Source organism: Agrobacterium sp. a22-2 (genome assembly GCF_012276985.1).
GTDB lineage: Bacteria > Pseudomonadota > Alphaproteobacteria > Rhizobiales > Rhizobiaceae > Allorhizobium.
In genome coordinates this window covers 34,351-61,250 of sequence record NZ_JAAXMM010000018.1, presented here as the reverse complement: position 1 = coordinate 61,250, position 26,900 = coordinate 34,351, and the positions used below count along the sequence as shown (strand labels likewise).

Annotated in this window: 24 protein-coding genes; 9 read left to right on the top strand and 15 right to left on the bottom strand. The window is 62.7% G+C overall.

The features are described 5' to 3' along the window. Positions 1-92: 92 nt before the first annotated feature. The 6 genes from HFC70_RS23210 to HFC70_RS23185 all read right to left on the bottom strand — a co-directional run bounded on the left by HFC70_RS23210 (position 93) and on the right by HFC70_RS23185 (position 7,572). Positions 93-1,829 (bottom strand): hydantoinase B/oxoprolinase family protein, encoded by a 1,737-nt coding sequence (locus HFC70_RS23210; protein WP_168475679.1) that lies wholly within the window; start codon positions 1,827-1,829, stop codon positions 93-95. Further along, entirely contained in the window at positions 1,826-3,901 is a 2,076-nt protein-coding gene (locus HFC70_RS23205) for a hydantoinase/oxoprolinase family protein (protein ID WP_168475678.1), read from the bottom strand. Before HFC70_RS23205 ends, HFC70_RS23210 begins: the two co-directional genes overlap by 4 nt. A gap of 73 nt (positions 3,902-3,974) precedes the next feature. Next, on the bottom strand, positions 3,975-4,559 hold the full coding sequence (locus tag HFC70_RS23200) for an amino acid synthesis family protein (protein WP_168475677.1): 585 nt from the start codon (positions 4,557-4,559) through the stop codon (positions 3,975-3,977). Next, positions 4,556-5,140 (bottom strand): amino acid synthesis family protein, encoded by a 585-nt coding sequence (locus HFC70_RS23195; protein WP_168475676.1) that lies wholly within the window; start codon positions 5,138-5,140, stop codon positions 4,556-4,558. Before HFC70_RS23195 ends, HFC70_RS23200 begins: the two co-directional genes overlap by 4 nt. Next, positions 5,133-6,065: a UPF0280 family protein gene (locus tag HFC70_RS23190; RefSeq protein ID WP_168475675.1), complete on the bottom strand. Its 933-nt coding sequence runs from the start codon at positions 6,063-6,065 to the stop codon at positions 5,133-5,135. Before HFC70_RS23190 ends, HFC70_RS23195 begins: the two co-directional genes overlap by 8 nt. A gap of 16 nt (positions 6,066-6,081) precedes the next feature. Beyond that, a complete protein-coding gene (locus HFC70_RS23185) occupies positions 6,082-7,572 on the bottom strand; it encodes a 6-hydroxynicotinate reductase (RefSeq protein ID WP_168475674.1) in 1,491 nt (496 codons plus the stop codon). 262 nt (positions 7,573-7,834) lie between these two features. On the opposite strand from HFC70_RS23185, the gene HFC70_RS23180 reads away from it, so the two are divergent. Then, complete coding sequence (locus HFC70_RS23180) at positions 7,835-8,299, top strand: MarR family winged helix-turn-helix transcriptional regulator (RefSeq protein WP_168475673.1); 465 nt, start codon at positions 7,835-7,837, stop codon at positions 8,297-8,299. Between the two features lie 15 nt (positions 8,300-8,314). Here HFC70_RS23180 and HFC70_RS23175 read toward each other — a convergent pair whose 3' ends face one another. The 5 genes from HFC70_RS23175 to HFC70_RS23155 all read right to left on the bottom strand — a co-directional run bounded on the left by HFC70_RS23175 (position 8,315) and on the right by HFC70_RS23155 (position 13,069). Further along, positions 8,315-8,956, bottom strand: coding sequence for an ABC transporter ATP-binding protein (locus HFC70_RS23175; RefSeq protein WP_246735929.1), 642 nt, complete (start codon positions 8,954-8,956; stop codon positions 8,315-8,317). Positions 8,957-9,014: 58 nt separating this feature from the next. Beyond that, positions 9,015-9,761 carry an ABC transporter ATP-binding protein gene (locus tag HFC70_RS23170; RefSeq protein ID WP_168475671.1) on the bottom strand — a complete coding sequence of 249 codons (747 nt, stop codon included), beginning with the start codon at positions 9,759-9,761 and terminating at the stop codon, positions 9,015-9,017. Beyond that, positions 9,749-10,711: a branched-chain amino acid ABC transporter permease gene (locus tag HFC70_RS23165; protein ID WP_168475670.1), complete on the bottom strand. Its 963-nt coding sequence runs from the start codon at positions 10,709-10,711 to the stop codon at positions 9,749-9,751. The genes HFC70_RS23170 and HFC70_RS23165 overlap by 13 nt, the downstream gene beginning before the upstream one ends. Continuing rightward, positions 10,708-11,589 carry a branched-chain amino acid ABC transporter permease gene (locus HFC70_RS23160; RefSeq protein WP_168475669.1) on the bottom strand — a complete coding sequence of 294 codons (882 nt, stop codon included), beginning with the start codon at positions 11,587-11,589 and terminating at the stop codon, positions 10,708-10,710. Before HFC70_RS23160 ends, HFC70_RS23165 begins: the two co-directional genes overlap by 4 nt. Before the next feature lie 172 nt (positions 11,590-11,761). Then, the gene (locus HFC70_RS23155) at positions 11,762-13,069 is read right to left on the bottom strand and encodes an ABC transporter substrate-binding protein (protein WP_168475668.1); all 1,308 of its coding nucleotides are present in this window, start codon (positions 13,067-13,069) and stop codon (positions 11,762-11,764) included. Positions 13,070-13,489: 420 nt separating this feature from the next. Between HFC70_RS23155 and HFC70_RS23150 the strand changes: the two genes are divergently transcribed. Beyond that, positions 13,490-14,989, top strand: a complete 1,500-nt coding sequence (locus HFC70_RS23150; protein WP_168475667.1) for a hypothetical protein — start codon at positions 13,490-13,492, stop codon at positions 14,987-14,989. An 8-nt stretch (positions 14,990-14,997) separates the two neighbouring features. Here the strand turns inward: HFC70_RS23150 and HFC70_RS23145 are convergent, their stop codons facing one another. Next, a complete protein-coding gene (locus HFC70_RS23145; protein ID WP_168475666.1) occupies positions 14,998-18,555 on the bottom strand; it encodes a molybdopterin cofactor-binding domain-containing protein in 3,558 nt (1,185 codons plus the stop codon). Next, on the bottom strand, positions 18,552-19,040 hold the full coding sequence (locus tag HFC70_RS23140) for a (2Fe-2S)-binding protein (protein WP_168475665.1): 489 nt from the start codon (positions 19,038-19,040) through the stop codon (positions 18,552-18,554). The genes HFC70_RS23145 and HFC70_RS23140 overlap by 4 nt, the downstream gene beginning before the upstream one ends. A gap of 273 nt (positions 19,041-19,313) precedes the next feature. Between HFC70_RS23140 and HFC70_RS23135 the strand changes: the two genes are divergently transcribed. Both HFC70_RS23135 and HFC70_RS23130 read left to right on the top strand, forming a co-directional pair. Beyond that, entirely contained in the window at positions 19,314-20,324 is a 1,011-nt protein-coding gene (locus tag HFC70_RS23135) for a ligase-associated DNA damage response exonuclease (RefSeq protein WP_168475664.1), read from the top strand. Position 20,325: 1 nt separating this feature from the next. Next, complete coding sequence (locus HFC70_RS23130; RefSeq protein WP_168475663.1) at positions 20,326-21,939, top strand: cisplatin damage response ATP-dependent DNA ligase; 1,614 nt, start codon at positions 20,326-20,328, stop codon at positions 21,937-21,939. Positions 21,940-22,034: 95 nt separating this feature from the next. Here the strand turns inward: HFC70_RS23130 and HFC70_RS23125 are convergent, their stop codons facing one another. Beyond that, complete coding sequence (locus tag HFC70_RS23125; protein ID WP_168475662.1) at positions 22,035-22,232, bottom strand: CsbD family protein; 198 nt, start codon at positions 22,230-22,232, stop codon at positions 22,035-22,037. A gap of 235 nt (positions 22,233-22,467) precedes the next feature. On the opposite strand from HFC70_RS23125, the gene HFC70_RS23120 reads away from it, so the two are divergent. Both HFC70_RS23120 and HFC70_RS23115 read left to right on the top strand, forming a co-directional pair. Then, a complete protein-coding gene (locus HFC70_RS23120; protein WP_168475661.1) occupies positions 22,468-22,809 on the top strand; it encodes a YqjD family protein in 342 nt (113 codons plus the stop codon). A 3-nt stretch (positions 22,810-22,812) separates the two neighbouring features. Then, positions 22,813-23,253: a hypothetical protein gene (locus tag HFC70_RS23115; protein WP_168475660.1), complete on the top strand. Its 441-nt coding sequence runs from the start codon at positions 22,813-22,815 to the stop codon at positions 23,251-23,253. Between the two features lie 100 nt (positions 23,254-23,353). Here HFC70_RS23115 and HFC70_RS23110 read toward each other — a convergent pair whose 3' ends face one another. After that, entirely contained in the window at positions 23,354-23,548 is a 195-nt protein-coding gene (locus HFC70_RS23110; RefSeq protein ID WP_168475659.1) for a NepR family anti-sigma factor, read from the bottom strand. 155 nt (positions 23,549-23,703) lie between these two features. Here HFC70_RS23110 and HFC70_RS23105 point away from each other — a divergent pair, with 155 nt between their 5' ends. From HFC70_RS23105 to HFC70_RS23095, 3 genes are all read left to right on the top strand, one after another. Then, positions 23,704-24,492, top strand: coding sequence for a response regulator (locus HFC70_RS23105; protein WP_168475658.1), 789 nt, complete (start codon positions 23,704-23,706; stop codon positions 24,490-24,492). A gap of 75 nt (positions 24,493-24,567) precedes the next feature. Next, positions 24,568-25,605 carry a sensor histidine kinase gene (locus HFC70_RS23100; protein ID WP_368669798.1) on the top strand — a complete coding sequence of 346 codons (1,038 nt, stop codon included), beginning with the start codon at positions 24,568-24,570 and terminating at the stop codon, positions 25,603-25,605. Positions 25,606-25,767: 162 nt separating this feature from the next. Next, on the top strand, positions 25,768-26,838 hold the full coding sequence (locus tag HFC70_RS23095; protein WP_168475657.1) for a putative zinc-binding metallopeptidase: 1,071 nt from the start codon (positions 25,768-25,770) through the stop codon (positions 26,836-26,838). The last annotated feature ends 62 nt before the right edge of the window (positions 26,839-26,900 follow it).

Below are 26,900 nucleotides of genomic sequence, written 5' to 3'. Positions count from 1 at the left end.
AAACCTCTCATGGCATAGCAGATTGCCGCAGCGCCTGCATACTGTTGCTGGCGACTTCGCAAACCGGCCGTCGTGACAAGATCCGACCCGTTTTACCGAATGCGCAGCCTTTCGGTTGCAGGCATGTCCGGCATTCCGGCTTGGTCCAATTCTACGCCGAACAAGGTGTTGGCATCCTTCACGGTATAGCGGCCCAGGCGCACGTCTTCAGCCACGGCCTGTGGATCGCGGGTCAGCGGATCGCCATAACCACCGCCTCCGGGTGTCCGCACGCGCACCCGATCGCCAGGCTTCAGGGGGATATCCTGCGCCTTCGACAGATGTTCCGGTGTCATCGGAATGCCGTCGCGCCAGACGGTCACGGTGTTGGGCTGACCATCCTTGCCACCCAGAGCGCCGGGCGGGCCGAAGCGGCCGTGGTCCATGACGAAGCTCGCGGTGGCATCGCCGCGCCGCAGTTCGATTTCGTAGTCGAGGCCGAAGCCGCCGCGATGGTGGCCGGCACCGCCGGACCCTTCGCGCAGCGCATAACGATGGTAGAGAACCGGGAACTGCTGCTCCATGATCTCGACCGGCGGCGCCTTGGAAATGCCGATCGTCGAGCAGCCATTGGCCAGTCCGTCGTGATCGGCGTTGCCGCCATAGCCGCCACCGGAGATCTGGTACATGACATAGCCGCGATTGCGTTCCGGATCGTGGCCGCCGAGTGCAAAATTGCCGGAACTGCCGGCCGGCGACGCAGTGACGCGATCCGGCAGGGCTTCGACCAGGGCGGCAAACACCGCTTCGGCGATGCGTTGGCTCACTTCAGCAGCGCAGCCCGAGACGGGTCGGGGATATCGCGCATCGAGGAAAGTGCCCTCCGGCCGCTTGACCTTCAGGGGCTCAAAAGCGCCGGCGCTGATCGGCACATCGGGGAAGATGTGGCGCATGGCGAGATAGACGGACGACAGTGTCGTTGCCAGCACGGAGTTCATCGGGCCGATGCAGGGCCTGGACGAGCCGGTGAAGTCGAAGTCGAGTTCGCCGTTCGTGGCCGTGATGGCGAGGCGGATCTCCAGCGGCTCGTTGACCACGCCGTCGCTGTCGACATAGGCGGTCGAGTGATAGGTCCCATCCGGGATGAGCCTGATATTGGCCCGCATCTGCTCGGCGGCGCGCACCCGCAGTTCGGCGATCGCCTCCGTCACGGTGTCGTCGCCGTAGCGGTCGAGAATGCGGGCTAGGCGCTGTTCGCCGACCAGCAGGGCCGCGGCCTGCGCCTTCACGTCGCCGATGCGCTGCTCCGAGACGCGGATGTTGGAGCAGATAATGGCGTAGATTTCGGTGTCGAGCCTGCCCTGCTTGAAGAGGCGAACCGGCGGCAGGCGCAGGCCTTCCTGCTCGACCGAGGTGGCCGAGGCCGAAAAGCCGCCCGGAACGGCGCCGCCGGTATCGGGCCAATGGCCGGTATTGGACAGCCAGCAGAAGATCTTGCCATCGCGATAGACGGGCATGGCGAAGCGCACATCCATCAGATGGGTGCCGCCGAGATAGGGGTCGTTGACGATGTAGATATCGCCCGGTTTCGGTTCGGCGGCCTTGCCGGCGGCGATCATCTCGATCAGCGTGCGGGTGGAATATTGCATCGTGCCGACAAAAACCGGCAGGCCGGTCAGCCCCTGCGCGATCAGCGAACCATCGACGGCGGAATAGATGCCGTCGGAGCGGTCATTGGCCTCGGCAATCACCGGCGAGAAGGCGGCGCGCGAAAAGGTCAGGTCCATCTCGTCGCAGACCTGCTGCAGGCCGGACTGGATGACGGAGAGTGTGATCGGATCGATGCTCACAGGCGGCCTCCGATGGTGATGATGATATTGCCGTCGCGATCTTGGGCGGCACTGTCGCCGGGTTCGATAAGGATGGTGGTGTCCATCTGCTCGACGATGGCCGGGCCCTGGATTACCGCGTCCAGCGGCAGGAAATCGCGCCAGTAGATTGGCGTGTCATGCCAGGCGTCGAACCAGACGGAGCGGTTGCCGGTCTGGGCTTCGGTTAGCGTCTGCTTACGTCCAGTCGGATCGATCAGCAGCGACAGATCGATCTCTGCGCGACGGCCTATGACCGAGGTGTTGACATTGACCAGGCTGGCGCGAATCTCCGGCAGTTCGACATGGAAGCGCTGGAAATAGGCCTCTTCGAAGCGTGTCTGAAGTTCGTCGAGGGTTGGCATCGGTCCGGGCAGGGGAACACGCAGCAGGTGAGTCTGGCCGATGAACTGCATGTCGACCGAACAGATCTCGCGGATCTCGCGGATAGCGACGGCTTCCTTGTCGATCAGCCGGCGGCCTTCCTCCGACTGGCGGGCAAAGAGGGCATGCACCGCATCGATATCGACCACGGAGAGCGGGCGATTGACCGTATTGACGAAATCGTGGCGCAGATCCGCGACGACGCAGCCGAGCGCATTGGTGATGCCGGGGCGAGATGGCGCCAGCACCTTGGGAATGCCCAGTTCGCGGGCGATCGCCGTTGCATGCAGTGGACCGGCGCCGCCGAAGGCAAAGAGCGCGAAGTCGCGCGGGTCTTCACCGAGGCTGACGGAGACCATGCGCACGGCATCGGCCATGCGGGCATTGGCGACATGGATGACAGCGGCTGCCGCAGCCGTTGCATCGAGGCCGAGCGGCGCGCCGAGATCTCGTTCGAAAATGCCTTTGACGTGGTCAAGCGACATGCCGCCCGGAACGGAATTCAACCGGCCCGGATCGAGGCGGCCGAGCAGCAGGTTGGCATCCGAGATGGTCGGCCGGGTTCCGCCGCGGCCGTAGCAGATCGGGCCGGGCGAGGCGCCGGCGCTCTCGGGGCCAACCTGCAGAAGCCCGGCTGCGGTGATCCGTGCAATCGAGCCGCCGCCTGCGCCCACCGTGCGCACATCGACCATCGGCACATGGATCGGCATGGCATATTCCACCTCGATCTCGTTGGAGACGGCGGGTTCGGCATTGCGGATCAGCGCCACGTCGGTGGAGGTGCCGCCCATGTCATAGGTGATGAGATCCGGCATGCCGGCGCGCCGGCCGGTATAGGCGGCCGCCATGACGCCGGAGGCCGGGCCGGACATTACCGTCTTGGCGGCTTCATTCGCCACATGGCGGGCCGAGACCATGCCGCCATTGCCGTTCATGACGAGAACGTCGTGGCGATAACCGCGGCTGGCCAGTTGATCGGCAAGCCGCTCGACATAGCGGCGCAGCAGCGGCTGGATGGAGGCATTGACGGCAGCGGTCACGCCACGCTCGAATTCGCGGCTTTCCGACAAAAGGGCATGGCCAAGCGTGATATTGCCGTTCGGCCAAACCTCACGGGCAATCTCGCCGGCCCGCAGCTCATGGGCGGGATTGGCATAGGCGTGCAGGAAGTGGATGACCAGGGACTCGCAGTCCTTGTCGATCAGGACCTGTAGCGCGCCGCGCAAAGCGTCCTCGTCGAGCGTTACCAGCACTTTGCCGCTCGCATCCATGCGCTCGGGGATTTCGAGCCTCAGGTCGCGGGGAATGATCGGCTTGAATTCGCCTTTCATGCCATAGGGCTGCGGCCGGGTGCGGCGGCCAAGCTCCAGCACATCGCGAAAGCCCATGGTGGTGATCAGGCCCGTCTTGCAGAGATGGCGTTCCAGAACGGCATTGGTCGTCGTGGTGGTGCCATGCACGATCAGGTCGAGGGCTGCGATATCGGCTTGCGCCGCGTCGAGTGCATTCAGAACGCCGGTCGCCTGATTGTCGAGCGTTGTCGGAACCTTGGCAAGGCGCACCGTCCCATGGGTCGCGTCGAACAGCACCAGATCGGTAAAGGTGCCGCCGACGTCGATACCGGCAACCTGCGACTGGATTCCGGGCGTATTCTCGTTTTGCTCAGACACTGCGGTTCCCGTTTTTATTGTTTGTGTACGAACGATTATGAGCGCAAGTTTTGGCCTGTCAACGGGTTTGCTGTCAGCGCAGCCCGTCCTTGCCTTCGATCTCGGAGGCTTTAAGCCCGCCGACCCGAGCCAGCGGCCGGCCGCTATCGGTGACGACCACGGCGACCATGATCTCGTTGGCACGCGGCGCATCGTTGAGCGTCACTTCCATGCCGTCGAAATGGGAGCGCACGAAGGCTGCATCCTTATGGCCGAGCGGGATGTCGAGCACCTGTCCGGGCCCACCGCGCTTTTTCGAGGAGGGCACCAGTGCTGCGCCATGATGCACAGCGTCGCGCAGTGGCTTGCCCATGCAGGGGTGGAGCAAGGCGGCGGCATGTTCCAACTCGCCATTCTCGCCGACCATGGCGGCCTTGCCATAGCTTTCCGCGGCCTCAGGCGCGATGCCCAGGGCGGCCACGCAGCGGCGGCCGAGCAGATCGCCCAGTTCTGCGTCGATCTCCATCAGCAGCGTCAGGTCTTCGACATAGGTGCCGGCGAAGGGATTGCGGATGACGGCGACGGCGGCGGCCTTGCGGGTCGGCGGCGAGACGGGGCGTCCCATCTCGCTGTGGACTTCTTCGACGAAGGTGGCGAGCTTGCGGATCTTCGCCTTCACCGCAGGCCGTCCTCGCCCTTGATATCGTCCGCCTTCAACCCGCCGACGCGGGCATGAACGCGGGCACCGGTGGTCATGACCAGGGCCAGGACGATCTCGTTGGCGCGCGGCGCATCCGGAATGCCGACTTCCATGGCATCGAAATGGCTGCGCACATAGGAGGCGTTGATATGGGTGACGGGCACGTCGAGCCGCGTGCCGGGACCGCCGACCTTCTTGGTGGAGGGTACAATCGCCTTGGCATCGCCGAGCGCCTCGCGCATGGCATAGCCGCCCGGCACATGCCAGAGCGCGCCATGTTCCAGCTCGCCGGCCTGGCCGACGATGGCGCCCTTGCCATAACCCTGGATATCGGACTTGTCGCCGCCGAGCGCTTCGATCAGCCGGTTGGCCATCATGAGGCCGAGCGGCTCCAGGTCCTTCATGAAGCCGGCGATTTCTTCGTGATAGCTGCCGGCGAAGGGATTCTCGATGACGGCGAGGATGGCGCCGCGCTTGAGCGGCGTTTCAACCGGCTTGCCGCCTTCGTGATAGATGTCCTCGACGGTGGTCAGGAATTTGCGGATCTTCGGTTCAGGCATAACGTTTGCTCTCCAGAAGGGCGCCGGCGCGGGCCGGCATGGCAATGGTTTCGAGATCGGCGGTGACCAGATGGCCCTGGGCTTTCAGGAACAGCCCGGCGCGATGCACCAGTCCCTGCGCCATCAGCCCTTGCGCTTTGGCGCCGCCGGCGTCGAGTGCTGCGGTAACCTCGGCATCGCTCAGATCGCCGCAATCGACGGTCACCAGCCGGGCGCCGAGATCGCTGTTATCGATGACCCGATTTGCCGGCAGGCGCTGAACAGCGGCATGGCCGGGCAGATCGACCGCATTGGCAACGATCGTCGCCGCCGCATCGGCGGCAGCAGCATTCGATGCCAGCACCGTCACCGAATCGGCAATGCCCATCGACAGGCTGCGTCCGCCGCGGCCGCTGGTGGCGATGCCGCGGGTCGGGCTTGCGGCATCCACCGCGAAATCGCCGAGATGCGCGCCGTCTTCGCGCGCCATGCGGATGCGGAAGTCCGCCTGCTCGTCGAGATGCAGGGCGATGTCGCCGCCATTGTTGACATAGATCCGCCGCGGCCGTTCCTGGCCGTCGAAGCTCGCCAGCATGGCGGCGAGGATTTCATCGGCCACCGCTCCGGCTACGGCTGCCATCGGCGTGATGAAGGCCGTGTCCGCAAAGGGAAGAACGGCGGTCATCATGCGCTTGGCGATCTGCCCTTGCGGCATCGCGCAGCCGGTGAGCGCCTGGCTCTTCAACAGCGGCAGTTCCGCCACCAGTTCATTCAGAACGGTGCGGAAACGGCGGTTGGCATGGGCGAAGGCATGGGCGCGGAAATAGGCTTCCAGCTCCAGCGAGATGGCGCCATCGACGCCGATGATCAGATCGATCGGCCCGTGCTGCAGATGCAGCCGGCCGTTCGGGTCATGGTCGATAAAGCTGGCTGTGGGGCCGGTCATGAAGGCTCGCGCGTCATCATGCGCCCCATCTGAAATTGCGGCCATCGGTCGGCCAGGCGCGATCTGCGACCGGCGCCAGCTTGCGTTCGGCAAGGCCCAGCGCCTCTTCGATCGGCACGATGGCCTCCATATGACCGCCCAACGCCTGATAATCGGCAAGCCGCATGGTGAATTCGATGGGGGCGACCAGGGCGGGGGTCGGCACGTAGCCGAAGGAATTGCTGGGCATGTCCATCACATCCGCCATGACGGTGATGCCGCCACCCGGCCAGACATAGGCCGGTGCACCCCCGCAGGAGACGTGGGTAAGCGCGTCCTTGACCGAACGGGTAAGGCGGACCGGATTGGTGGTGACGCCTGCACGAAGGCTGCCGCCGGCACCGCCCATGAAGAGCACGGAGGCCAGCGCCGGTTCGCAATTCTCGGCAATGATATCAACCGATTGCTGCAGCGGGGCTGGCAGGGTCGATTGCAGGATGGGAACAAGATTTTCATCCAGCACGTAATAGCCGAACTGTTCGCCGGTGGTCGAGACCATCAGCATACGAAGGCCGGGATAAGCTGTCTTTTGATCAAAATCGCCGATGATCGACAGGGGATCGGAAATATTGGTGCCGCCCCAGCCGGTGCCGGGTTCGGCGACCTGGAAATAGCGGCCGGGCGTCGAGCGGCGCCCCTTGATCTTGATGCCGGTCGGCTGGACATCGAGCAGCTTGCCAGCCTGGTGTTCGGACAACACGCCGGTGATATGGTCGTCGACGACGACGACTTCGTCGACATGGCCGAGCCATTGCTTGGCGAACATGCCGATGGTGGCCGAGCCGCAGCCGACACGCATGCGCTGTTCCTCGACACCATTGATGATCGGCGCGGTGCCGGCCTTGACGATGAGGCTTGCCCCGCCGTCGATCGTCATCTCGACGGCTTGCCGATTACAGAGCTGCAAAAGCGCGTCGCAGGTGACGCGGCCTTCCTTCTTGGAGCCACCGGTCAAATGATGGACACCGCCGAGCGACAGCATCTGCGAGCCGTATTCACCCGTCATCACATGGCCGATCTGCTCGCCATCGACCCGGACGGCCGCCGATTCGGGGCCTAGGAAACGGTCGGTATCGATCTTCACCTTGGCGCCGCAATAGCTGAAAATGCCTTCGGTGACGACGGTCACCATGTCGACGCCGTCCTGTTTCTGGGAGACGATGAAGGGCGCGGGCTTGTAGTCGGGATAGGTCGTGCCGGCACCGACGGCGGTCACGAAATGCCGGGCGGAATGGACGATGTCGCCGTCCCATTCGCCTTGGCTGTCGGCCATGAACGGAACGACCTTGCCGCCATCCGAGAGCGTGGCTTCGATCACCGTCAGCGGATCGACGCGGATCAGTTCACCGGCGACATTGGCATAGCGGTCGCAGGCCCCTGACCGGCCATCGGCGATGTAGCACATGACGGGACAGGCATCACAGCGGATCTTGCCGTTGATGGCGCTTTCGACATGCTGTTTGACCATCTGCAGCCTCCTGTCATACCCTTGGCTTGCGATCGTGGCGCGGCATCAGGGCTTGCGGGCGAAGTCGGCCAAGCTGGACATGCGAGCTGAAGGCCTATCGTTTGTATGCAAACGACTATCCGTCGGGATGGGGCAACTGTCAAGCAGGGCCAGGGTATTGATGCGGCCGATGTCGTCAGCGTCACGTTGACAAACGGGCCGGTGCGGGTAAACCCGAATGCGGTGATTGGCCGGGACGGGCCAAGCCGAACAGGAAACAGAGATGGCCCTGACCCAGGATTCCGATACGCCCATGGACAGCGACAAGCCGAGCGCCTCGGACTACCGGGTCGATCAACAGATCGGCTTTTTCCTGCGTCAGGCCAACCAGCGGCATGTGTCGATCTTTGCCGGCCTGATGGGGGATCGGCTGACCACGACCCAATGGGCAGCGTTGACCAAGCTGAAGGAAATCCAGCCGACCTCGCAGAATCAGCTGGGCCGCGAAACCGCGATGGATGTCGCGACCATCAAGGGCGTGGTGGACCGGCTGGTCAAGCGCGGCTTCATGAAGACCATGGCGGATGCCACGGACGGCCGGCGGCTGGTGCTGTCGCTGACCGAGGAAGGCCTTTCGGCGATCGACCGCAATATCGACACGGCGATCGCGGTCAGCGAAGAGACGATGGCGCCGCTGACCTCGGGTGAGCGGATGATGCTGGTCGAACTGTTGCGCAAGCTCTGCTGACAGCGGGTTGCCGCTTCAACCGACGCCGACATACCGTTTCAGGAGATCGGGATCGTCCTTCAGGGTCTCAACCGGCAGGGTCGCCTGCACCTTGCCGTTTTCGACAAGGCAGATGCGGTCGGCCAGGGCCAGGACGGCCTCGACACGCTGCTCGACCAGAAGAATGGCCTTGCCGCGCTGGCGCAGCGTGATCACCACGTCACGGATCGCCGAGATCATCGAGGGCATCAGGCCCTCTGTCGGTTCGTCCAGCAGGATGACGGAGGGATCGATGCAGAGCGCTCGCGCCGTTGCCAGCATCTGCTGCTCGCCGCCCGATAGCGTTCCAGACACCTGGTCCATTCGCTCGCGCAGCCGCGGAAAGAGCTCCAGGGATTCCTCCAGAATCTTACGGTCGCTCTTGCGGGTCATCAGCCCGATCTCGAGGTTTTCTCGCACTGTCAGTTCGGAAAACAGGCGCCGGCCCTGCGGCACATAGCCGATGCCGCATTTCGGCACTTCATGGGGCTTGAGGGTGGTCAGCTCTTTTCCATCGAGCGTGATGCTGCCGGACCTGGCTTTCAGCAGGCCCATGATCGCCTTCAGCGTCGTTGTTTTGCCGGCGCCGTTGCGGCCAAGCAGGCACAGGACTTCGCCCGGCGCCAAGCTGAACGACATGCCCTTCAGCGTCTGGCTGTTGTCGTGGAAAACATCGAGATCCCGGATGTCGAGCATATCAGACAGCTCCCAGATAGGCGGCCTGGACCGCGGCATTGGAGCGGATGTCCTCCGGCGTGCCGCTGGCGAGGATCTGGCCGAAGTTCAAAACGGTGATGCTGTCGGCAAGGCGCATGACCACCGGCATATTGTGTTCAATCAGCAGGATCGTCGCGGTCCTGGCGATGTCCTTCACCAGGGCGCAGAAATTGTCGATCTCGCCATCCGACAGGCCCTGGGTCGGCTCGTCGAGGATCAGAAGCTTGGGCTCCAGCGCAAGGCCCATGGCAATCTCCAGCAGGCGCTGGTGCCCGTAGGACAGGGTCCCGGCCTTTTCCGCGCTTCGGCTTTGCAGGCCGACCTTGGTCAGCGCCTGTTCGGTCAGGGTTTTCAGACGTTTGCCGTCGATATGGCCGGACAGGCCGGCATCCCGCTGCAGGGCGCTCTGCACGGACAGGGCGACATTGTCGAAGGCCGACAGCGTCGGGTAGACGCTGGTGATCTGGAATGTATAGGCAATGCCCTGGCGCACCCGCTTGAAGGCGGGGTCGCGGGTTACGTCCCGGCCCATGAATTCGACGGTGCCGGCGCTCGGCTCGATGCGGCCCGACAGAAGCGAGACGAAGGTTGTCTTGCCGGCGCCGTTCGGGCCGATGATGGCGCGGATCTCGCCCGTCTTCAGCGAGAAATCGACATTGTTGACGGCCTTCAGGCCACCAAAATGGCGGCTGAGACCCTTGGTGGAAAGCAGTGTCACGGGATCCATGGGAACCACCTGTCGCGGATCGAGCCAAGGATACCCTTGGGGAAATAAAGGACGAGCAGCACAAGCGCGATGCCGGTGACCAGCAGGTAGGCCGTGGTGTATTCGCTGGCGATATCGATCATGTAGAACATCGCAGCCGTACCGATCAGCGGCCCGAGAATGGTGCCGGCGCCGCCGAGCAGCGTGAAAAGCAGCGCCTCGATGGAATACTGGATCGAGGCAAAGGTCGAGCCGATATAGCCGAACAGCAGTGCGTAAGCCGCGCCCGCCATGGCCGACAGGGTGCCGGAGGCGACCAGTGCGATCAGCTTCAGCCGGAAGGTGTCATAGCCGAGCATCAGGGTTCGCGGCTCGTTTTCGCGGATGGCGATCAGCACCCGGCCGATTGGCCGGCGCACGATGGCAAAAATGACTGCAGTCGTCAGCGTCAGCAGGAAGAGTGCGATATTGTAGCGCGTCGTCGGATCGGTCAGATCGAAGTGCAGGCCGGCCAGATCGAAACTGCGCGCCGTCGGCGGCATGGTGAGCCCCTCCTCGCCACGGGTCCAGGTGGTGAAATAGTTGGTTGTCAGATGGGCCACCTGCGCGAACATCATGGTCACGATCATGAAGGCGACGCCGGTGGTGCGCAGCGATATGACGCCGATGACCAGCGATGCGATGAAGCCGGACGCAATGCCGGCCAGGAAGGCGAGCGGCACGCTCCATTCGAAATAATAGGCGGTCAGACCGGCGCCGTAGAGGCCGGCCGCGAAGAACATGGCATGGCCGAGGCTGAGCAGGCCCGTGTAGCCAAACAGCAGGTTATAGGCCATGGCGAAGACGGCCAGCACCATGATGCGGGTCATGGAGAGATGGTGATAATCGGGCAGCACGAACTGCAGGCAGAACAAAAGGGCGATGGCAAAGGCCAGCAGGCCGGCGGATTTGGAAAAGCTCATGCCGCTCATCGCTGTTTTGCTCCGAACAGGCCTTCCGGCTTGAAGACCAGGACGAGCGCAACCAGCAGGGTCGAGATCATCTTGGCCAGCGTCGGCGAGAAGAAGACGGAAATGATGCCATCGCTAAGGCCGATGATCAGGGCGGCAACCACCGTGCCGCGGATGCTGCCGAGACCGCCGATGATGACGACGATGAAGGAGAGCAGCAGCGGATCGAGCCCCATCAGGTAATGCGCCTGGCGGATCGGCACGATCAGCACGGCGCCAATGGCGGCCAGCATGGCGCCGGCGGCAAAGACGAAGGCATAGACCCGGTCAATCGGAATGCCGAAGGCCTGCGCCGTTTCGCTGTCGAGTTGGGTTGCTCGCATGACCAGCCCAATGCGGGTGCGGGTCAACACGAACCACACGACCAGCAGCATGACGGCGGCGGCAAAGATGACGAACAGGTTATAGGCGGAATAGCCGAACCAGGGCAGCTGGATGCGATAATAGAAAGGGGCGGCGACGGGCCGGGCATCCGGGCCATAGGCGAGCAGCACCGATTGCTGGATGATGTAAAGCATGCCGATCGTCGCGACGATGGTCGATTCGGGATTGTAGTTGAGCCGCTTGAGGATCAGCCGCTCCCCGGCGAAGGCGACGCCGCCGACCAGAAGCGGGCTGACGATCAGCGCCAGAAAGAAACCGGCGGCGGGATGGATGCCGACCATGGTGGTGACCCACCAGGCGAGCACCGCCCCGAGCATGTAGAATTCGCCGTGGGCGACATTGACGATCCGCATCACCCCAAAGACGAGCGACAGGCCGAGCGCCGTCAGTGTCAGGACCGCTGCCTGCAGCAGGCCTTCCAGGGTGGCGAGCAGGAAAAAGGGGCCGAATGCCAAATCGGTAGTCCTTCAGTCAGGTATGGCGGAGGGACACTATCCCTGACCGCCGACAAAGCGCAACCGTGGCCGGGACGGTGGACCCGGCGCTTCGGAACTTCGAATGGTATCGTGGAAAACCGCCTGACGGCGTTTGCCGCGGCTCCCGATCCGGAGCCGCGGCAGACCGAAATCAGAGTGCCATCTTGGTGTAGTCGGCAGTCACTTCATAGGCGCCGTCTTCGATGGACGTCTTGTGAACCACGTTCAGCTTGCCGTCTTCGACCTTGGAAATGTACTGGTGGCCGTAGACCTGATGGTTCTTGCCGTTGAACACCTTGTCGCCCTGCGGATGCTCGCGGCCTTCGTCGAATTTTTCGAGCGATTCCATGGCTTCAATGAAAGCAGCCTTGTCCTTCGGGCCGGTATAGTTGGCCTTTTCCATCGCCTGCTTGATGACGAACAGGCTTTCCCAGCAGCCGAACATATGGGCGTAGGTGGAGATGTCCTTCGGGTCGGCAAGGCTTGCGCCATTGTCATCGACGCCAACGGCGGCGCGGTAGAACTTGTCCCATTCGGTCTGGTCTTTCTGGGCATAGCGCGGCATGCCTTCCCAGAAATAGGTGCCGTTGAGGAAGTCGAGCTGCGGCGTGGCCAGATCGACGGCTTCCAGGCTGTCGATGAAGCCGAAGATTTCCGGGCGTTGCGAGCCGTAGAACTGGCCGAGTTCGGTGACGAAGGTCAGAACCGCCGGGCCGACCATGACATGGTAGAGCACTTCGGTGTCGGAGGGGATGCGCGGCAGGTAGCGGGTGAAGGAGGATTCCGTCGGCGGAACAGCGATCAGCTCGAGGATTTCGCCGCCCTGGGCCTTCATCGCGGCCGAGAAATAATCGCGATGATCATGACCGAAGGCGTAATCCGGGAAGATCATCGTCGCTTTCTTGCCGAGATTCTTGGAGATCCACGGCGCCATGGCGGTGACCTGCGAGCGCACGTCGGTGATACCAGGCTGGAAACAGTAGCGGTTGAGCTTGCCCGACGCGACGTGGAAGCCTTCCGACACCACGACATAGGGCATTTTCAACTCGCCGGCGCGGGGAGCAGCACCCATGACGACATGCGAAAACAGAGTTCCGAAGGTCACGTCGACCTTGTGCTGGGTGGCGAATTTCTCGACCACTTCGGCGCCGCGCTTCGGATCGGTGCCGTCATCCTCGACGATGATCTCGACCGGGCGGCCGTTGATGCCGCCTTCCTCGTTGATGATCTTGACGGCGGCATTGGTGACGCGCTCGTACCAGCGGCCATAGGAGGCGCCAATGCCGGTGCGGTGCAGTTCGAGGCCAATCTTGATCGGCTCGGAGGTCTGGGCCTGGCTATAACGAACGAAACCCGGTGCGGCTGACGTGATAATGCCGGCGCCGGCGGCAGCGCCCATCCCCAAAAGGGTGGAGCGACGAGTCAAGGCTGATTTGGGCTTGATAATGGTGTCGGACATTAAAATTTCCCCTCTTGTGGAAATGACGTCTGCCTTTGTTTTGTTGCGGTGGCAGATCGTTCGTCCACTAACAAAACATGAGAATTTCGAAATGACAAGTGGCGGGGATTGCCGAGATTTCCTGTGCTCTCGACCCCATGCCGCTTGCCGTGGTTATAGTTCGCGAATGCGAGCGGCCTGTTCAACTGTCTTTTCCGCCGATTGGGATCAATCGTTATGCAAGGACCCGGAATTTACGGTTTTAACGGCTATTTTTTAGGCATTTAATCAGAGACAGCGTCACCACTTGGAAAATGATGCGGATGTTTCGGTCGTTCCGCCAACGGCCCGCCGGTCATATTTTTGAACGCAGGCGCCCGCGGGCGTGGACAGGGGCGATTTCTCGATGTTTGTATACGAACGATAGTGACGGGGGTGGCGATGAAGGACCGGCAGGACACCAGCGGAAAATGGCGGCTGAGGGCGGGCCATTTCCTGCCAGGCGTCGGCGCGGTTCCGGCATTCGTCGCAGTCGCCTTGGCGCTCCTTTTTTCATCCAGCGATGCCTTTGCCCATGGCGCCGAACGGGGGCTGGCGATGCTGCTGCCGAATACCTATGCCCGCACCGGCGGTGGCCTTGCGGTGCTGGTGTCGTTTCTGGCGCTGGCGATCGTTCCTTCCGTCTGGTTCCGCAGGATGGAGAGTGCCAGTCTGCGGCTACTGCCGGCCGTGCCCGTGCCGGCGGTTCCTGACAGCCTGCTGTCCTTCGCCGTGATGGTGGTGCTGATCCTGTCCGGCTTCCTGTCGGTGTCCGATCCGCTGACCAACCCGCTGCCGCTGGTGATCTGGACGCTGTGGTGGGTGATGTTCGCGCTGCTGCAGGCGGTGTTGGGCAATCTGTGGGTCTGGCTCAATCCATGGACGGGGCCTCTGGCACTGCTGCGCCTGGCGACCCGCCGGCCGATCGGCACCACGCCGCTTCTCCGCCTGCCGCAGCGGCTTGGTTACGGGCCGGCCATCGTACTGTTCTTCCTGTTTGCCTGGTTCGAACTGGTGTCGCTGGCGCCGGAGGACCCTCCATTGCTGGCCAAGGTGGTGCTGGGCTACTGGCTGTTCACGCTGGCGATGATGACGCTGTTCGGGGAAGCGGAGTGGGCGAAGCGGGGCGAGCCGTTTTCGGTGTTTTTCCGGATGATCGGCCTGCTGGCGCCGATCTTCGTTAAGAGACCGAAGGAGGCGGGCCAACGCTCCTGGATCGCGCTGACCTGGCCGGGCCAACGCTGCCTCGAGGTCGAACCCATGCCGATCAGCGGCATTCTGTTCATTCTGCTGACGCTCGGCACGGCGTCGTTCGACGGATTTTCGGAAACCTTTACCTGGCTCGGCTTCATCGGCATCAATCCGCTGGAATTTCCCGGTAGAAGCGGCGTCATGACCGCCAATTCCTGGGGATTGCTGGCAGCGCCCGCGGCGCTCAGCCTGCTGTTTCTGGGCTCGGTAGCGCTTGGCGCCTGGATCGCCGGGGAGAGGTCGGCGACCAACATCCTGCGGCTTGCCGGCCATCTGGTCTATTCGATCATCCCGATCTCGATCGCCTTCCATGCCGCCCATTACCTGACGCTGATGATGGTCAACGGCCAGTATCTCTACATAGTGATATCGGACCCGTTCGCGCTGGGCTGGGATCTGTTCGGCACGATCGACCACCATGTCACGGCGTCCTTCATGAACACGATCGAAGGCGTGCGCGTCATCTGGGTGGTTCAGACGCTGATCATCGTCGCCGGCCACGTGGTCGGCATTGGCCTCGCCCATATGATCGCCATGCGCTATTTTCCAAGCTCGGCGACGGCGGGCCTCAGCCAGATCGGCCTTGCGGCGGTCATGGTGTTTTACACGGTGTTCGGCCTCTGGCTGCTATCGACGCCCTCGGCCGGGTAGGTTTGACCTCAATGACCCGCGGCGGCTGTTCTGGCCGTTGCGACGGCCTCGTTGATGCCTTGCCATGCCGTTTTGTCGGGTGCGAAGCGGGCGCGCAGATAGGCGGTGAGGTCGGCGATCTGACGGTCGCTCAGGCTCCTGGCAAAGCTCGGCATGGACATCACTTCCAGATCACGGGCGGTTGCCTGCGCCGTCAGATGGGCGGGCGCTTCCACGCCTTGCAGAATGGATTGCAGCACATTGTCCGATCGGGTGCTGTGCAGGTTGCTGTTGAGAGCAAGGCTTGCCAGCGGCGAGGTTTCGCTGTGGCAGGCGGCGCAGGCGCCTTCGAAAATGCGTGCGCCTTCCGGGGAAATCATCATCGCCGCAGCCGTTGCGCCTTGCGATGCGGCGATGGCCGCCTGCTTCTGTGCGGCGGCGGTCTCCTGGGACACAGGGTTGCCAAGGCTTGCAAGATAGGTCGCCATGGCGCGGATATCGTCATCCGGCAGGGGCGACAGGGATTTGACAACCGCCGCCATCGGTCCGCCGGCGCTGCCGTGATTGGGCGAATGGCCGGTGCGCAGGTAGTCGTAGAGCGCCGTTTCGCTCCAGCCGACCGGGCCGGGGCCGTCGCCGGCGATGGCGTGGGCCTGCCAGCCATCGGCGATGCCGCCCGCCAGATGGGCCGCCCCGGTTTTTTCCGCGCCGACGACATTTCGATCGCTATGGCAGGCGGAACAGTGACCGAGGGTTTCGACCAGATAGGCACCGCGGTTCCAGGCAGCACTTTGGGTCGGTTGCGCGGCCAAAGGGGCAGCTTTCAGGAACAGAGCATTCCAGCCGGCCATCAGCCAGCGTTGGTTGAACGGGAAGGCGAGCCTGGTTTCCGGCATGGAGGAGGCGACCGGCGCCTGGGTCATCAGGAAGGCATAGAGCGCCTGCAAGTCGGCATCCTCAGCCTTGGCAAAGGACGTGTAGGGATGGACCGGGTAGAGATGATGCCCGTCGCGCGCGACGCCTTGGCGCATGGCGCGCTCGAAGGCCGGATAGGACCAGGCGCCGATGCCCTTGGTGGCGTCGGGCGAGATATTGGTCGCATAGACGGTGCCGAACGGCGTTTCGAACGCCCGCCCGCCGGCAAAGGCTTTGCCATCGCTGCCTTCGTGACAGACGTTGCAGGCACCGGCAGCAGCGGCGAGGCGGCCCCGCTCGATGGTCGCAGGACTGTAGGTCGCGGGGTCTGGTCTGGGGATTTCCGGATAGGCTGTTCGCCACGGCGAGGAGAGGGTGATGCCCCCGGCCACCGCACCGGCGATGCCGGCCAGGGCCAGGCCGAGCCGCCAGCGTCGCTTGGGCGGTTCCGGGGTTGGCGGCGACGGCAGATACGTGCCGTCTGCCGGCTGCAAGGCTGCCAGCACCTTGTCCGGCGTCAGCGGCAGTTCGCGAAAGCGGATGCCGGTTGCGTCATAAACCGCGTTGACGATGGCGGCCGCACTGGGAACGGAGGCGGATTCGCCGGCGCCGCGCGGCTCCTCGTTCTGCCGGGGCAGCATGAGCACGTCGATCTCCGGCACTTCGGGGAAGGTGATGATCGGGTAACCGCCCCATTCGACGCTTTCGACGGCGGTTTCCGTAAAGTTGACCTTTTCCTTCAGCACGCGGCTCAGCGACTGGATGACATTGCCGTGGATCTGGTGGCGCACGCCGTCCGGGTTGACCATCATGCCGGTGTCCTGGCCGACGGTGACGCGGGTGACGGCGATCTCGCCGGTCCGCCTGTTGACCGCGACATCGGCCACCCAGGCCGACCAGGCGGCCGGTACGCCGGGAAATTTGCCATGCACATAAAGCGCGTAGGCAAAACCGCGACCGTAAAGCACGTCGCCCTCGCGGCCGGCAGTGCCGGGTCGGGTGCGCGGCGTCCAGGCGGCCTTTTCGGTGACGGCGCGCACCAGATCGATGGCGCGCGGATCGGTCATGTAGCGCAGGCGATATTCGACCGGATCGACGCCGGCGGCAAAGGCCAGTTCGTCGATGAAGCTCTCATGGGCAAAGGAATTCGGCATGGCCGAGACGCCGCGGAACCAGGAGGCGCGGGCGATCGGCGGCATGTCGTGCACGGTGACGCGCATCGGCGCGAAGGCATAGGGCGGGATGGCGGTGCGGTCGCCCATCTCGGCGACATCCGGCGTGCTGGAGATCTTTCCCGTCAGGATCAGCGCGAGCGTCGGCGAGAGGTTCGAGGGATAGCGGGTCTCAAAATCATAGGCGACCGGCCCGCCGTCGAGATCGAGACCGCCGCGCACGTCGATGACCTGGGCGGCTCCCTTGGGCTCCCAGGCGTGTTCCTGTTCGCGGGTCAGTTGCACCCGCACCGGACGACCGACGGCGCGTGACAACAGGGCAGCATCGGCCGTCACGTCGTCGGCACAGTTGCGGCCGTAGCAGCCGGCGGCTTCCAGCCGCTCGACAGTGATCGCCGCTTCGGGCATGTCGAGCAGCAAAGCGAGATCGCGTCGCACGGAAAAGGGGTTCTGGGTGCCGGACCAGACGGTCAGCCGCTCCGGGTGCCAGTCGGCCACCGCGCAGGACGGGCCGATCGAGGCATGCATCTGGTAGGGCCAGACATAGGTGCGGTCCATGCGCGGCGATGCGCCTGCAAGCGCCAGATCGACATTGCCCTGGTCACGCAGGATGCGGGCTTTCGACGGATTGTCGCGCAGCGGCTGTTCCGGCCGGTTGAGATCCGGCAGTTTCGGTGGCGGTCGCCATTCGACGCGCAACCGATCCGCCGCCTCGATCGCCTGTTCTTCGCGCTGCGCAATGACGCCGACAAAATCTCCGACGACCACGATCTGCACGACGCCGGGCAGGCCTGCAATCGAGCTCTCGTCTACCGATAACAGGCTGTTGCCGACATGGTCGCCCTGGTCGAAGCCGGCATGGGGCGGGCGGATGACCCGGCCATGCAGCATATTCGGAACCCGCACGTCATGCACATAGGTCCATGTCCCGGTCGCCTTGCCGGCGATGTCGTTGCGCGGCTGCGATTGCCCGACGATGCGGTAGTTGGCGACATCCTTCACCGGCACTTCGGCATCGATGTCCAGGCGGACATGCCGGCCGGCAATCAGATCTCCGAAGGACAGCGCCCAGTTGGAGGTTTCGCCGTGGCGGACGATGCCGTCGTCAATGGTCAGATCATCAACGGGCACGCCCTGCCGGAGGGCGGCTTCGGCCAGAAGATAGTGCCGGGCGGTGGCCGCCGCCTGGCGCAGCGGAATGGCCGTGACCTGGATTGTTTCGCTGGCAATGGTCGGGCCCTGGTCGGGCACGGCGGTCGTGGTGCCGAGCACCATGGAGACCCGGTCGAAGGGCACGTCCAGCTCTTCGGCGACGATCTGCGCCAGCGCCGTGCGGATGCCGGTGCCGAGATCGACATGACCGTTGAAGGCGCTGATCCGGCCGTCCGGGTGCAGCGCCAGGAAGGGGTCGGGATTGGCTGCCGAGCCGGGCCGGATGACCAGCAGGATTTCCGCCGCATCGAGATAGGCAGCGCGCGGTGTTTCGGTTGGCTCGGTCATGGCGCGCCCCCGGGGGCCGGGTTTTCGGCGGCGGCCTGGCGGACGGCGGCGAGGATTTCCATATGGGTGCCGCAGCGACAGAGGTGATGGCGCAGCGCGTCGCGGATCTCCGCCTCGTCAGGGTGCGGATTGCGGGTCAGGAGCGATGTCGCGGCGATGATCATGCCGTTCATGCAATAGCCGCACTGGGCCGCCTGCCGGTCGATGAAGGCCCGCTGTACGGGGTGGGGATGATCGGGCGTGCCGAGCCCTTCAAGGGTGACGATGGGCCGGGAGCCAATAGTCCGGACGCTGACCGAGCAGGACCGCACGGAGCGACCGTCGACCAGTACGGCGCAGGCACCGCATTCGCCAAGGCCGCAGCCGAATTTCGGGCCATTCAGTCCCAGATCGTTGCGCAGCACATAGATCAGCTTGGTATCGGGCTCGATATCCAGCGTGTGGCTTCGCCCGTTGACGGTCAGTGAAACGGCTTGCACGGTCATGCTGTAAAGCGCTCCAGCCCCAAAGGATGGCGGCTGCAAAGGCACAAAGCAATGCATCCCGGCATGGCGCGGCCGGGTTGATGACTGAACACTGCGGTCCCCTTTGGTTTTCTTGGTCAGCGCTCGTTGAAGGGCTAGAATAGGCAAAATTTGTTGGCATGCAAATGAATTTCGCGGCAGTCCGCACTGGCAAAGCCTGTCCTGCTCAAGGCGGATTTTCAGCGGCGCGGACCTCTGGCGCGATCCGAATTTCGCCCTATCTTGTGAAGCATGATGAAGCCGGAGACGCTGCTGTTCCCAGGGCCCGAGGGCCTCTATTGTCCATCCGGTGACTTCCATGTCGACCCGGTGCGACCGGTGCCGCGTGCCCTCATCACACACGGCCATTCCGACCATGCCCGCGCCGGCCATGGCAAGATTCTGGCAACACGACAAACCCTCGACATCATGCGGCTGCGCTATGGGGAGGATTTCTGCCGCGAAGCACAGGCCGTCGGCCTGGGCGAGGTTGTCGACGTCAACGGCGTCAAGGTCAGTTTTCATCCGGCCGGCCATGTGCTGGGATCGGCGCAGATCGCTGTTGAAGAGGCCGGATTGCGAATTGTCGCATCGGGCGATTATAAGCGCGGCGCCGATCTGACCTGCGCGCCTTTCGAGCCGGTGCCCTGCGATGTCTTCATTACCGAGGCCACCTTCGGCCTGCCGGTCTTCCATCACCCCGATCCAGCCGGCGAGATCGGGAAACTGCTGCGCTCGCTGGAGCAGTTTCCCGAGCGCAGCCACCTGGTCGGCGCCTATGCGCTGGGCAAGGCGCAGCGGGTCATCTCCCTGCTGCGGCAATCCGGCTATGACAGACCGATCTACATTCACGGTGCGCTGGTGAAGCTGTGCGATTATTACATCGGCCAAGGTGTCGAACTGGGTGATTTGCGTCCAGTGGCGGCCGAGGGCAGCGAAACGTCCGTGTTCCGCGGCGCAGTCGTGGTCGGGCCGCCGTCTGCCTTCAACGATCGCTGGGCACGGCGGTTTCACGATCCGGTGGCGATCTTTGCCTCGGGCTGGATGATGGTGCGCCAGCGGGCCAAGCAGCGCGGCGTCGAACTGCCGCTGATCATTTCCGATCATTGCGACTGGCCGGAACTGACCGCCACCATCACCGAGATCGCGCCGCAGCAGGTCTGGGTGACCCATGGCCGCGAGGAAGCACTGGTGCGCTGGTGCGAGCTTGCGGGCATCGCGGCGCGGCCGCTGCATCTGGTCGGTTACGAAGACGAGGGCGATTGACATGCAGGCTTTCGCCACTCTGCTGGATCGCCTGGTGCTGACGCCAAGCCGCAACGGCAAGCTCAAGCTGCTGACGGACTATTTCCGCAGCACGCCCGATCCGGACCGCGGCTATGCCCTGGCGGTGCTCGCCGGCACTCTGGAGATCAGAAGCGTCAAGCCGGCGCTGTTGAAGGAGCTGGTGCTGGAGCGCATGGACGAGGTGCTGTTTCGCTATTCCTACGATTATGTCGGGGATCTGGCCGAGACCATAGCGCTGGTCTGGGACACGGATCACCGCGATGCGGTCCCGGCGCAGGCCCAACCAGGGCTCGGGACTGTCGTCGAGCTCGTGCAAGGGCTTGGCCGGACGGAAGTGCGCAGTGCCGTGCGGGATCTGATGGACCGGCTTGATCCGTCAAGCCGCTTTGCTTTCCTGAAGCTCGTGACCGGTGGCTTGCGGATCGGTGTTTCGGCAAGGCTTGCCAAGCAGGCCCTGGCGGACCTCGGCGACAGGGATGTCACCGACATCGAGACGCTGTGGCATGGCCTGACGCCGCCGTATGAGACATTGTTTGCCTGGCTTCAGGGAGCCGAGGAAAAGCCGGCACTCGCCACGCCGGCGATTTTCCATTCGGTCATGCTGTCGACGCCGATTGCCGATAGCGACCTGGAGACCCTGGATCCTCAGGATTTCGCGGCGGAATGGAAATGGGACGGCATCCGTGTCCAGCTGTCGCATTTCGGCGGCACGCGCCGGCTCTATTCCCGCTCCGGCGATGATATCTCGAACGCCTTTCCCGATGTGCTGGAGGCCGCCGATTTCGAGGGCGTCATCGATGGTGAGTTGCTGGTCGGCGGCACCTCGCGAAGCAACCGCCCGACGCGGACCTTTTCCGATCTGCAGCAACGGCTGAACCGCAAGACCGTTTCCGCCAAGATGCTGGCCGAGTATCCGGCGTTCATTCGTGCCTATGACGTGTTGTTCGAGGGGGCCGAAGATGTACGCGACCAGACTTTTCTGGAGCGCCGCGAGCGACTGTCGCGCCTGGTGGAGGCCGCGGCTCCGGATCGTTTCGACCTTTCGCCACTTGTGCCGTTTTCCTCCTGGGCCGAACTCGACGCACTTCGCTCCGATCCGCCCGATCCTGTCATTGAAGGAGTGATGCTGAAGCGGTTCGACAGCGTCTACCAGGCCGGCCGCGCCAAAGGGCCATGGTTCAAGTGGAAACGCAATCCGCTCAATGCCGATGCGGTGCTGATGTATGCGCAGCGCGGCCATGGGAAACGGTCGAGCTACTATTCGGATTTCACCTTCGGTTGTTGGACCGCGACGCCGGAGGGCGATCAGTTGGTGCCGGTCGGTAAGGCCTATTTCGGTTTTACCGATGCCGAACTTGAGCTGCTCGACAAGTTCGTGCGCAATAACACGGTGGAGCGGTTCGGCCCGGTCCGGGCGCTGCGGGCCGAGCGGGACTATGGGTTCGTGGTCGAGGTTGCGTTCGAAGGCATAAATCGATCGAGCCGGCACAAATCCGGTGTGGCGATGCGCTTTCCGCGCATCTCGCGGCTCCGCACCGACAAGCTGCCGCGTGACGCCGACCGGCTGGAGACGCTGATGGCGCTCATCAGTTGACCCCCCAAGCTGCTGGATAGGCGACAACAAAAAAACGGCGCCACGCGATCATCGCGCGGCGCCGTTCCATCGGCAGCATCATGCTGCCAGAAGGCTCAGTGCTTGCTGAGCCAGGTGTCGATCTCGCGTTCGGATTCTTCCGGGGTCTTGCCGTAGACTTCCTGAATGCGCCCGGCGAGCTGCTTGCGGTTGCCGGCGATCACATCGAGGTCGTCGCCGGTGAGCTTGCCCCACTGGGTCTGGGCCTTGCCCTTGAATTGTTCCCAATTGCCTTCAATCTGATTCCAGTTCATGTCGAACTCCTTCTGGTTGATGGTGGTGTCCGGTAACGAGTACCTGGTCTAACAACGCATCTCGGGTCTCCGGGTTCCGATAAAAATGCAGGCTCGCTCGCTTCTCTTTTGCGCAACTGCGACGTTGCGTCCATGATCCAGGGGTGACGGCGCCTTGATTAACCGGGTCGCCATGGAACATAATGGGGCCTTGCGCGTTGTCTTTGCGAATCCCGTTTCAAAAGGAGAATCTTCCATGGCCAATCCATCGATCGCAGACAAGATCTCGGGAAAGAACGGCGCTGCAGCGAGTGCCAGCGATATCGAAGCGCAGCTGGAGCAGCTGAGCCGGGATGTCGCTGAATTGACGCGCATCGTTGCCTCCTTCGGTAATGGCAAGGTCCAGGATGCGACCAATCGCGCTGCCCGCATCAGCAATGAAGTGGCGGAAGCCTCTGCGGAAGCCATTCAGTCCGCGCGCAGCACTCTGGTTTCGGCGGAAGAAGATCTTGAGGCCCATATCCGCAACAAGCCGCTGCAGGCGATCTGCATTGCAGCGGGTGTCGGCTTCCTGGCAGCGCTGATGACGCGGCGGTAACGGATGGGAAAGCTTGCCGAACAGCTTGCCTTGATGGCGATGCGTGGGCTAAGCCCGCGTGTTGCGGAAATCCGGCGGAATACTTTGGGACATATCGTGGCCGGCGTGCTGTTTGCCACCGCCTATGTGGCCGTTATCGTGGCTTCGTGGTTCTTCCTCACCCCGGAAGTGGGACCGGCATGGGCGGCTTTGATTGTCGCAGGGGTCGCCATTCTGGTCGGTCTGCTGGTGCTGGCGTGGGTCGCGATCGCCAATCGGCGGGCCGAGCGGCTGGCACTGATCAGGCGCGCCAGCCTGACGGCTGATCCATTGAGCTCGGGGCTGGCGGCGGAACTGCCGGGAATGCTGCGCGACAATCCGATCACCACGGTTGCGCTGGTTTCGGGCTTTGCCTATCTGCTCGCCCGCAATCACGGTTTCGGACGCCCGCCCAAACAAGACTGACGTTTCGGACGCGCTGGGGGACTGTGGCCGGGAGGCGTTTGGCGACGCAGCCCGGCCACGGCCTCGAACATTGAAATCGGTGAGAGAATGTTGAGCGCGCCTACTCGGCCTTGTTGTTCTTGCGTTCGGCTGCATCGAGGCGTTCCAGCAGGTCCAGGAAATGAGCCGGGGTGCCTTCTTCAACGATGCTCTCGTAGTAGCCTCGCAGTTTGGTGGCGATCAGGGTGCTGGCATTTTCTTTCTGCACATCAGTTGTTTTTTTCTGTTTGTCGTGGCCTGTCTTTTCGCCCGGCATGGTCATAATGTCCTGATCAACCCATATACACTGTCATGAATATCCTGCTAGAATAAAGTAATAGCAAAAAAGTTCCGCAGGTCGGGAACATTTTTTTCCAGCGTGCGTTTGTAATCGAGTTTGCATCTGATGATGTGCCCAATTGGAGAAGCTGCATGTCCCTTACTGCCCGCGTTGCCGTTCATATTCCTTATCTGAGACGGTATGCCAGAGCTGTTACTGGCTCACAAACTTCCGGAGACGCTTATGTAGCAGCAGTTCTTGAAGCTCTTATCGCGGATCTTTCAGTTTTTCCAAAAGCAAGCAGCGACCGTGTCTCGCTCTATAGACTGTTCGTCACCATATTTGGTTCAACAAATATTGAAGTTCGTCCGGTTTCTTCGCCTTTTGCCTGGGAGCAGCGGGCGGCGGCAAACCTCGCTGCCGTGCCGACGCGCGAACGTCATGCCTTCCTGTTGATCTCCGTGGAAGGGTTCACACCGGAAGAAGCGGCTGAAGTGCTGGATGTCAGCAACGAGGAGTTCCGCGTCATCTTCAATCAGGCCTCCACGGAAATCTCCAAGCAGGTGGCCACCGATATCATGATCATCGAAGACGAGCCGCTGATCGCGCTCGATATCGAGCAGATGGTCGAGGATCTCGGCCACCGGGTCACCGGCATCGCCCGCACCCACAAGGAAGCGATCGATCTCTACGGCCGTACCCATCCGAAAATGGTGCTGGCCGATATTCAGCTGGCCGATGGCAGTTCCGGTATCGATGCGATCAACGACATCCTGAAAGTGGATACGGTTCCGGTGATCTTCATCACCGCCTTCCCTGAGCGCTTGCTGACCGGCGAACGTCCGGAGCCGGCCTTCCTGGTGACGAAGCCGTTCAATCCCGACATGGTGAAGGCGTTGATCAGCCAGGCCCTGTTCTTCAACGAGCAGACACGCCAGTAGACCGGCGTGTCGGTCTGGACGGCGATCGATTTTGTGAGTTCTGGAAATTTGCCGCTGCATTGAGGTTTGGGAGCGGTGCAGCAGGCGGTGCCGATGCGGCGCCCGCGGAGTAACACATTGGTACATCGGCTGACATGGTTTGAACCTCAGCGCGGAGATGCGCAACTGCGCGAGTTCTTCATTTCCGCGCTGCTGGACATGGGAGCCAGCTTGATCCTGCAGGATGAGCAGGGAAAGTATATCTGTATCACCACGCTGCCGCCGCGCTGGTCGCTTACTCCGGATGTGGAGCCGAGCGACGACGGCATCTTCGGTGCTGAGATCGGCGCCAGGCTCAAGGAGTTGAAATCCGGGCTGGTGGCTGCGGGCGATGGCGGCGACGTGGAAATCGAACTGCCCGATGACAGCGTCTTCGAGTTCCGGTGCAGATTGGTGGAGATGTCCAGCAACAATGTCTGCATGATGACCGTGGTCGTCGACCGGACGGAAGAGCGGCGACGCGAACGCCTGTTGCGGGCGCTGCTGCGGGAGGTCAGTCATCGGTCCAAGAATCTCCTGGCGATCATTCAGAGTATCGCTTTCCAGACGGCCCGCTATTCCGGGACGCTTGAGGGGTTCCTCACGAAATTTCGCGGGCGCTTGCACGCCCTGTCGCTGTCTCAGGATCTCGTGACCGATTCAAGCTGGCGCGGCGCCTATTTCCGCGAGCTGCTGACGCAGCAGGTCGAGAAATACGTGCCGGAGAATCCTAGTCTCATCCAGGTATCCGGAGACAATGTTCTCCTGTCGCCAAACGCCTCGCTGCATATCGGCCTGGCGCTGCATGAGCTGGTGGTGAATGCCGTCAGCCACGGCGATTTCGTCAGCCAGCGCAAGACAATCCGCGTCACTTGCGAGCGGCTGACCATGCCACAAGGCGATGAAATCAGGGTGACCTGGTCGGAGCCGTTGTCTTCGCCGATCGACGAAGAGGGCCAGCGGGCGCGCGGTCGGTTCGGCAGCACGGTCCTGGAGCGGGTCGTACCCGCCTCGGTCAACGGCCGGATGGTGCACACGCTTGATGCCCGCGGCGTCTATTACGAGCTGGTCTTTCCGGTTGAAACCACGGACTGAGTTGCCGGAAGCCGGGTTTACAGGTTTCCGGCGATAACGGGCTGATGCGAGGAACCTTTTGTGGCTCCAGCCGTTTCTGGAGCCCTGCCTGCCTGGCCGCAATCGTATCCGCCGGGTGGCTTTGATTGTATTTCATTCCGCACCCTTCACCGGAGAATTTGCATGCGTCTCTTCACCTGTTCCAATTGCCGGAGCACAGTGCATTTCGACAATAGCGCCTGCCTGACTTGCGGATCAGGGCTTGGCTATCGGCCTAGCACGTTCGAGATGCTTGCGATGGATTCGTCTGGGCGTGTGTTGACCGACGTGGGTGCCGGCCCCTACGAAGCCCGCCTTTGTAGCAATTCGACCGCTGGTGCCTGCAACTGGCTGGTCGAGGATGATGTTCCCGGTGGCTTTTGCCTGGCCTGCCGGCACAACATGACGATCCCCGATCTTGGAAATCCCGCCAATGCTGAAAACTGGCGCAAGATAGAGGCTGCAAAGCGATATCTGTTCTACTCGCTCATGCGTTTCAGACTGCCGCTGACTACCCGGGCGCAGGATCCCGACGAAGGTCTTGCCTTCGATTTTCTCGCTGACAATTCCAGTGCGAGAGACGGTACGCCGATCCTGACTGGTCATGATGCCGGCCTGATCACCATCAACATTGCCGAGGCATCCGATGCCGAGCGGGAAGCACGGCGCGTGTCGCTGGGCGAGCCCTTCCGCACACTTGTCGGACATTTCAGACACGAGATCGGCCATTATTATTGGAACCGGCTGGTGCGGGACGGTGGCCAGCTCGACCAGTGCCGCGCGGTGTTCGGAGACGATAGCCAGGATTATGGTGCTGCGCTGCAGCAATATTATGCCAATGGCCCGGCGCCTGGATGGGAGCAAGGCTATATCAGCGCCTATGCATCGTGCCATCCATGGGAGGACTTTGCCGAAACCTGGGCGCATTATTTCCATATGGTCGATGCGCTGGAAACCGCCCATGCTTTCGGCTTGCGGACCCGGCCGGAAACGGACAGCGAGGGTCTGGCCCTTCGCGTCACTTTCGATCCGTACAAGGCATTCAACGCGACCGTGCTGATTGATGCCTGGGTGCCACTTACTCTGGCGGTCAACAGCATCAACCGCAGCATGGGACAGCGGGATCTCTATCCCTTCGTGCTGTCGGTGCCTGTTGCAGCAAAGCTCGAATATATCCATCAGCTCATACATGGAGCCGACATTTCAGGCATGTAGCTCTTCGGGAAAAAGTTCAGGCACCCAATGGAACTTTAACAATGCCGGCGCGTTAACCTTCG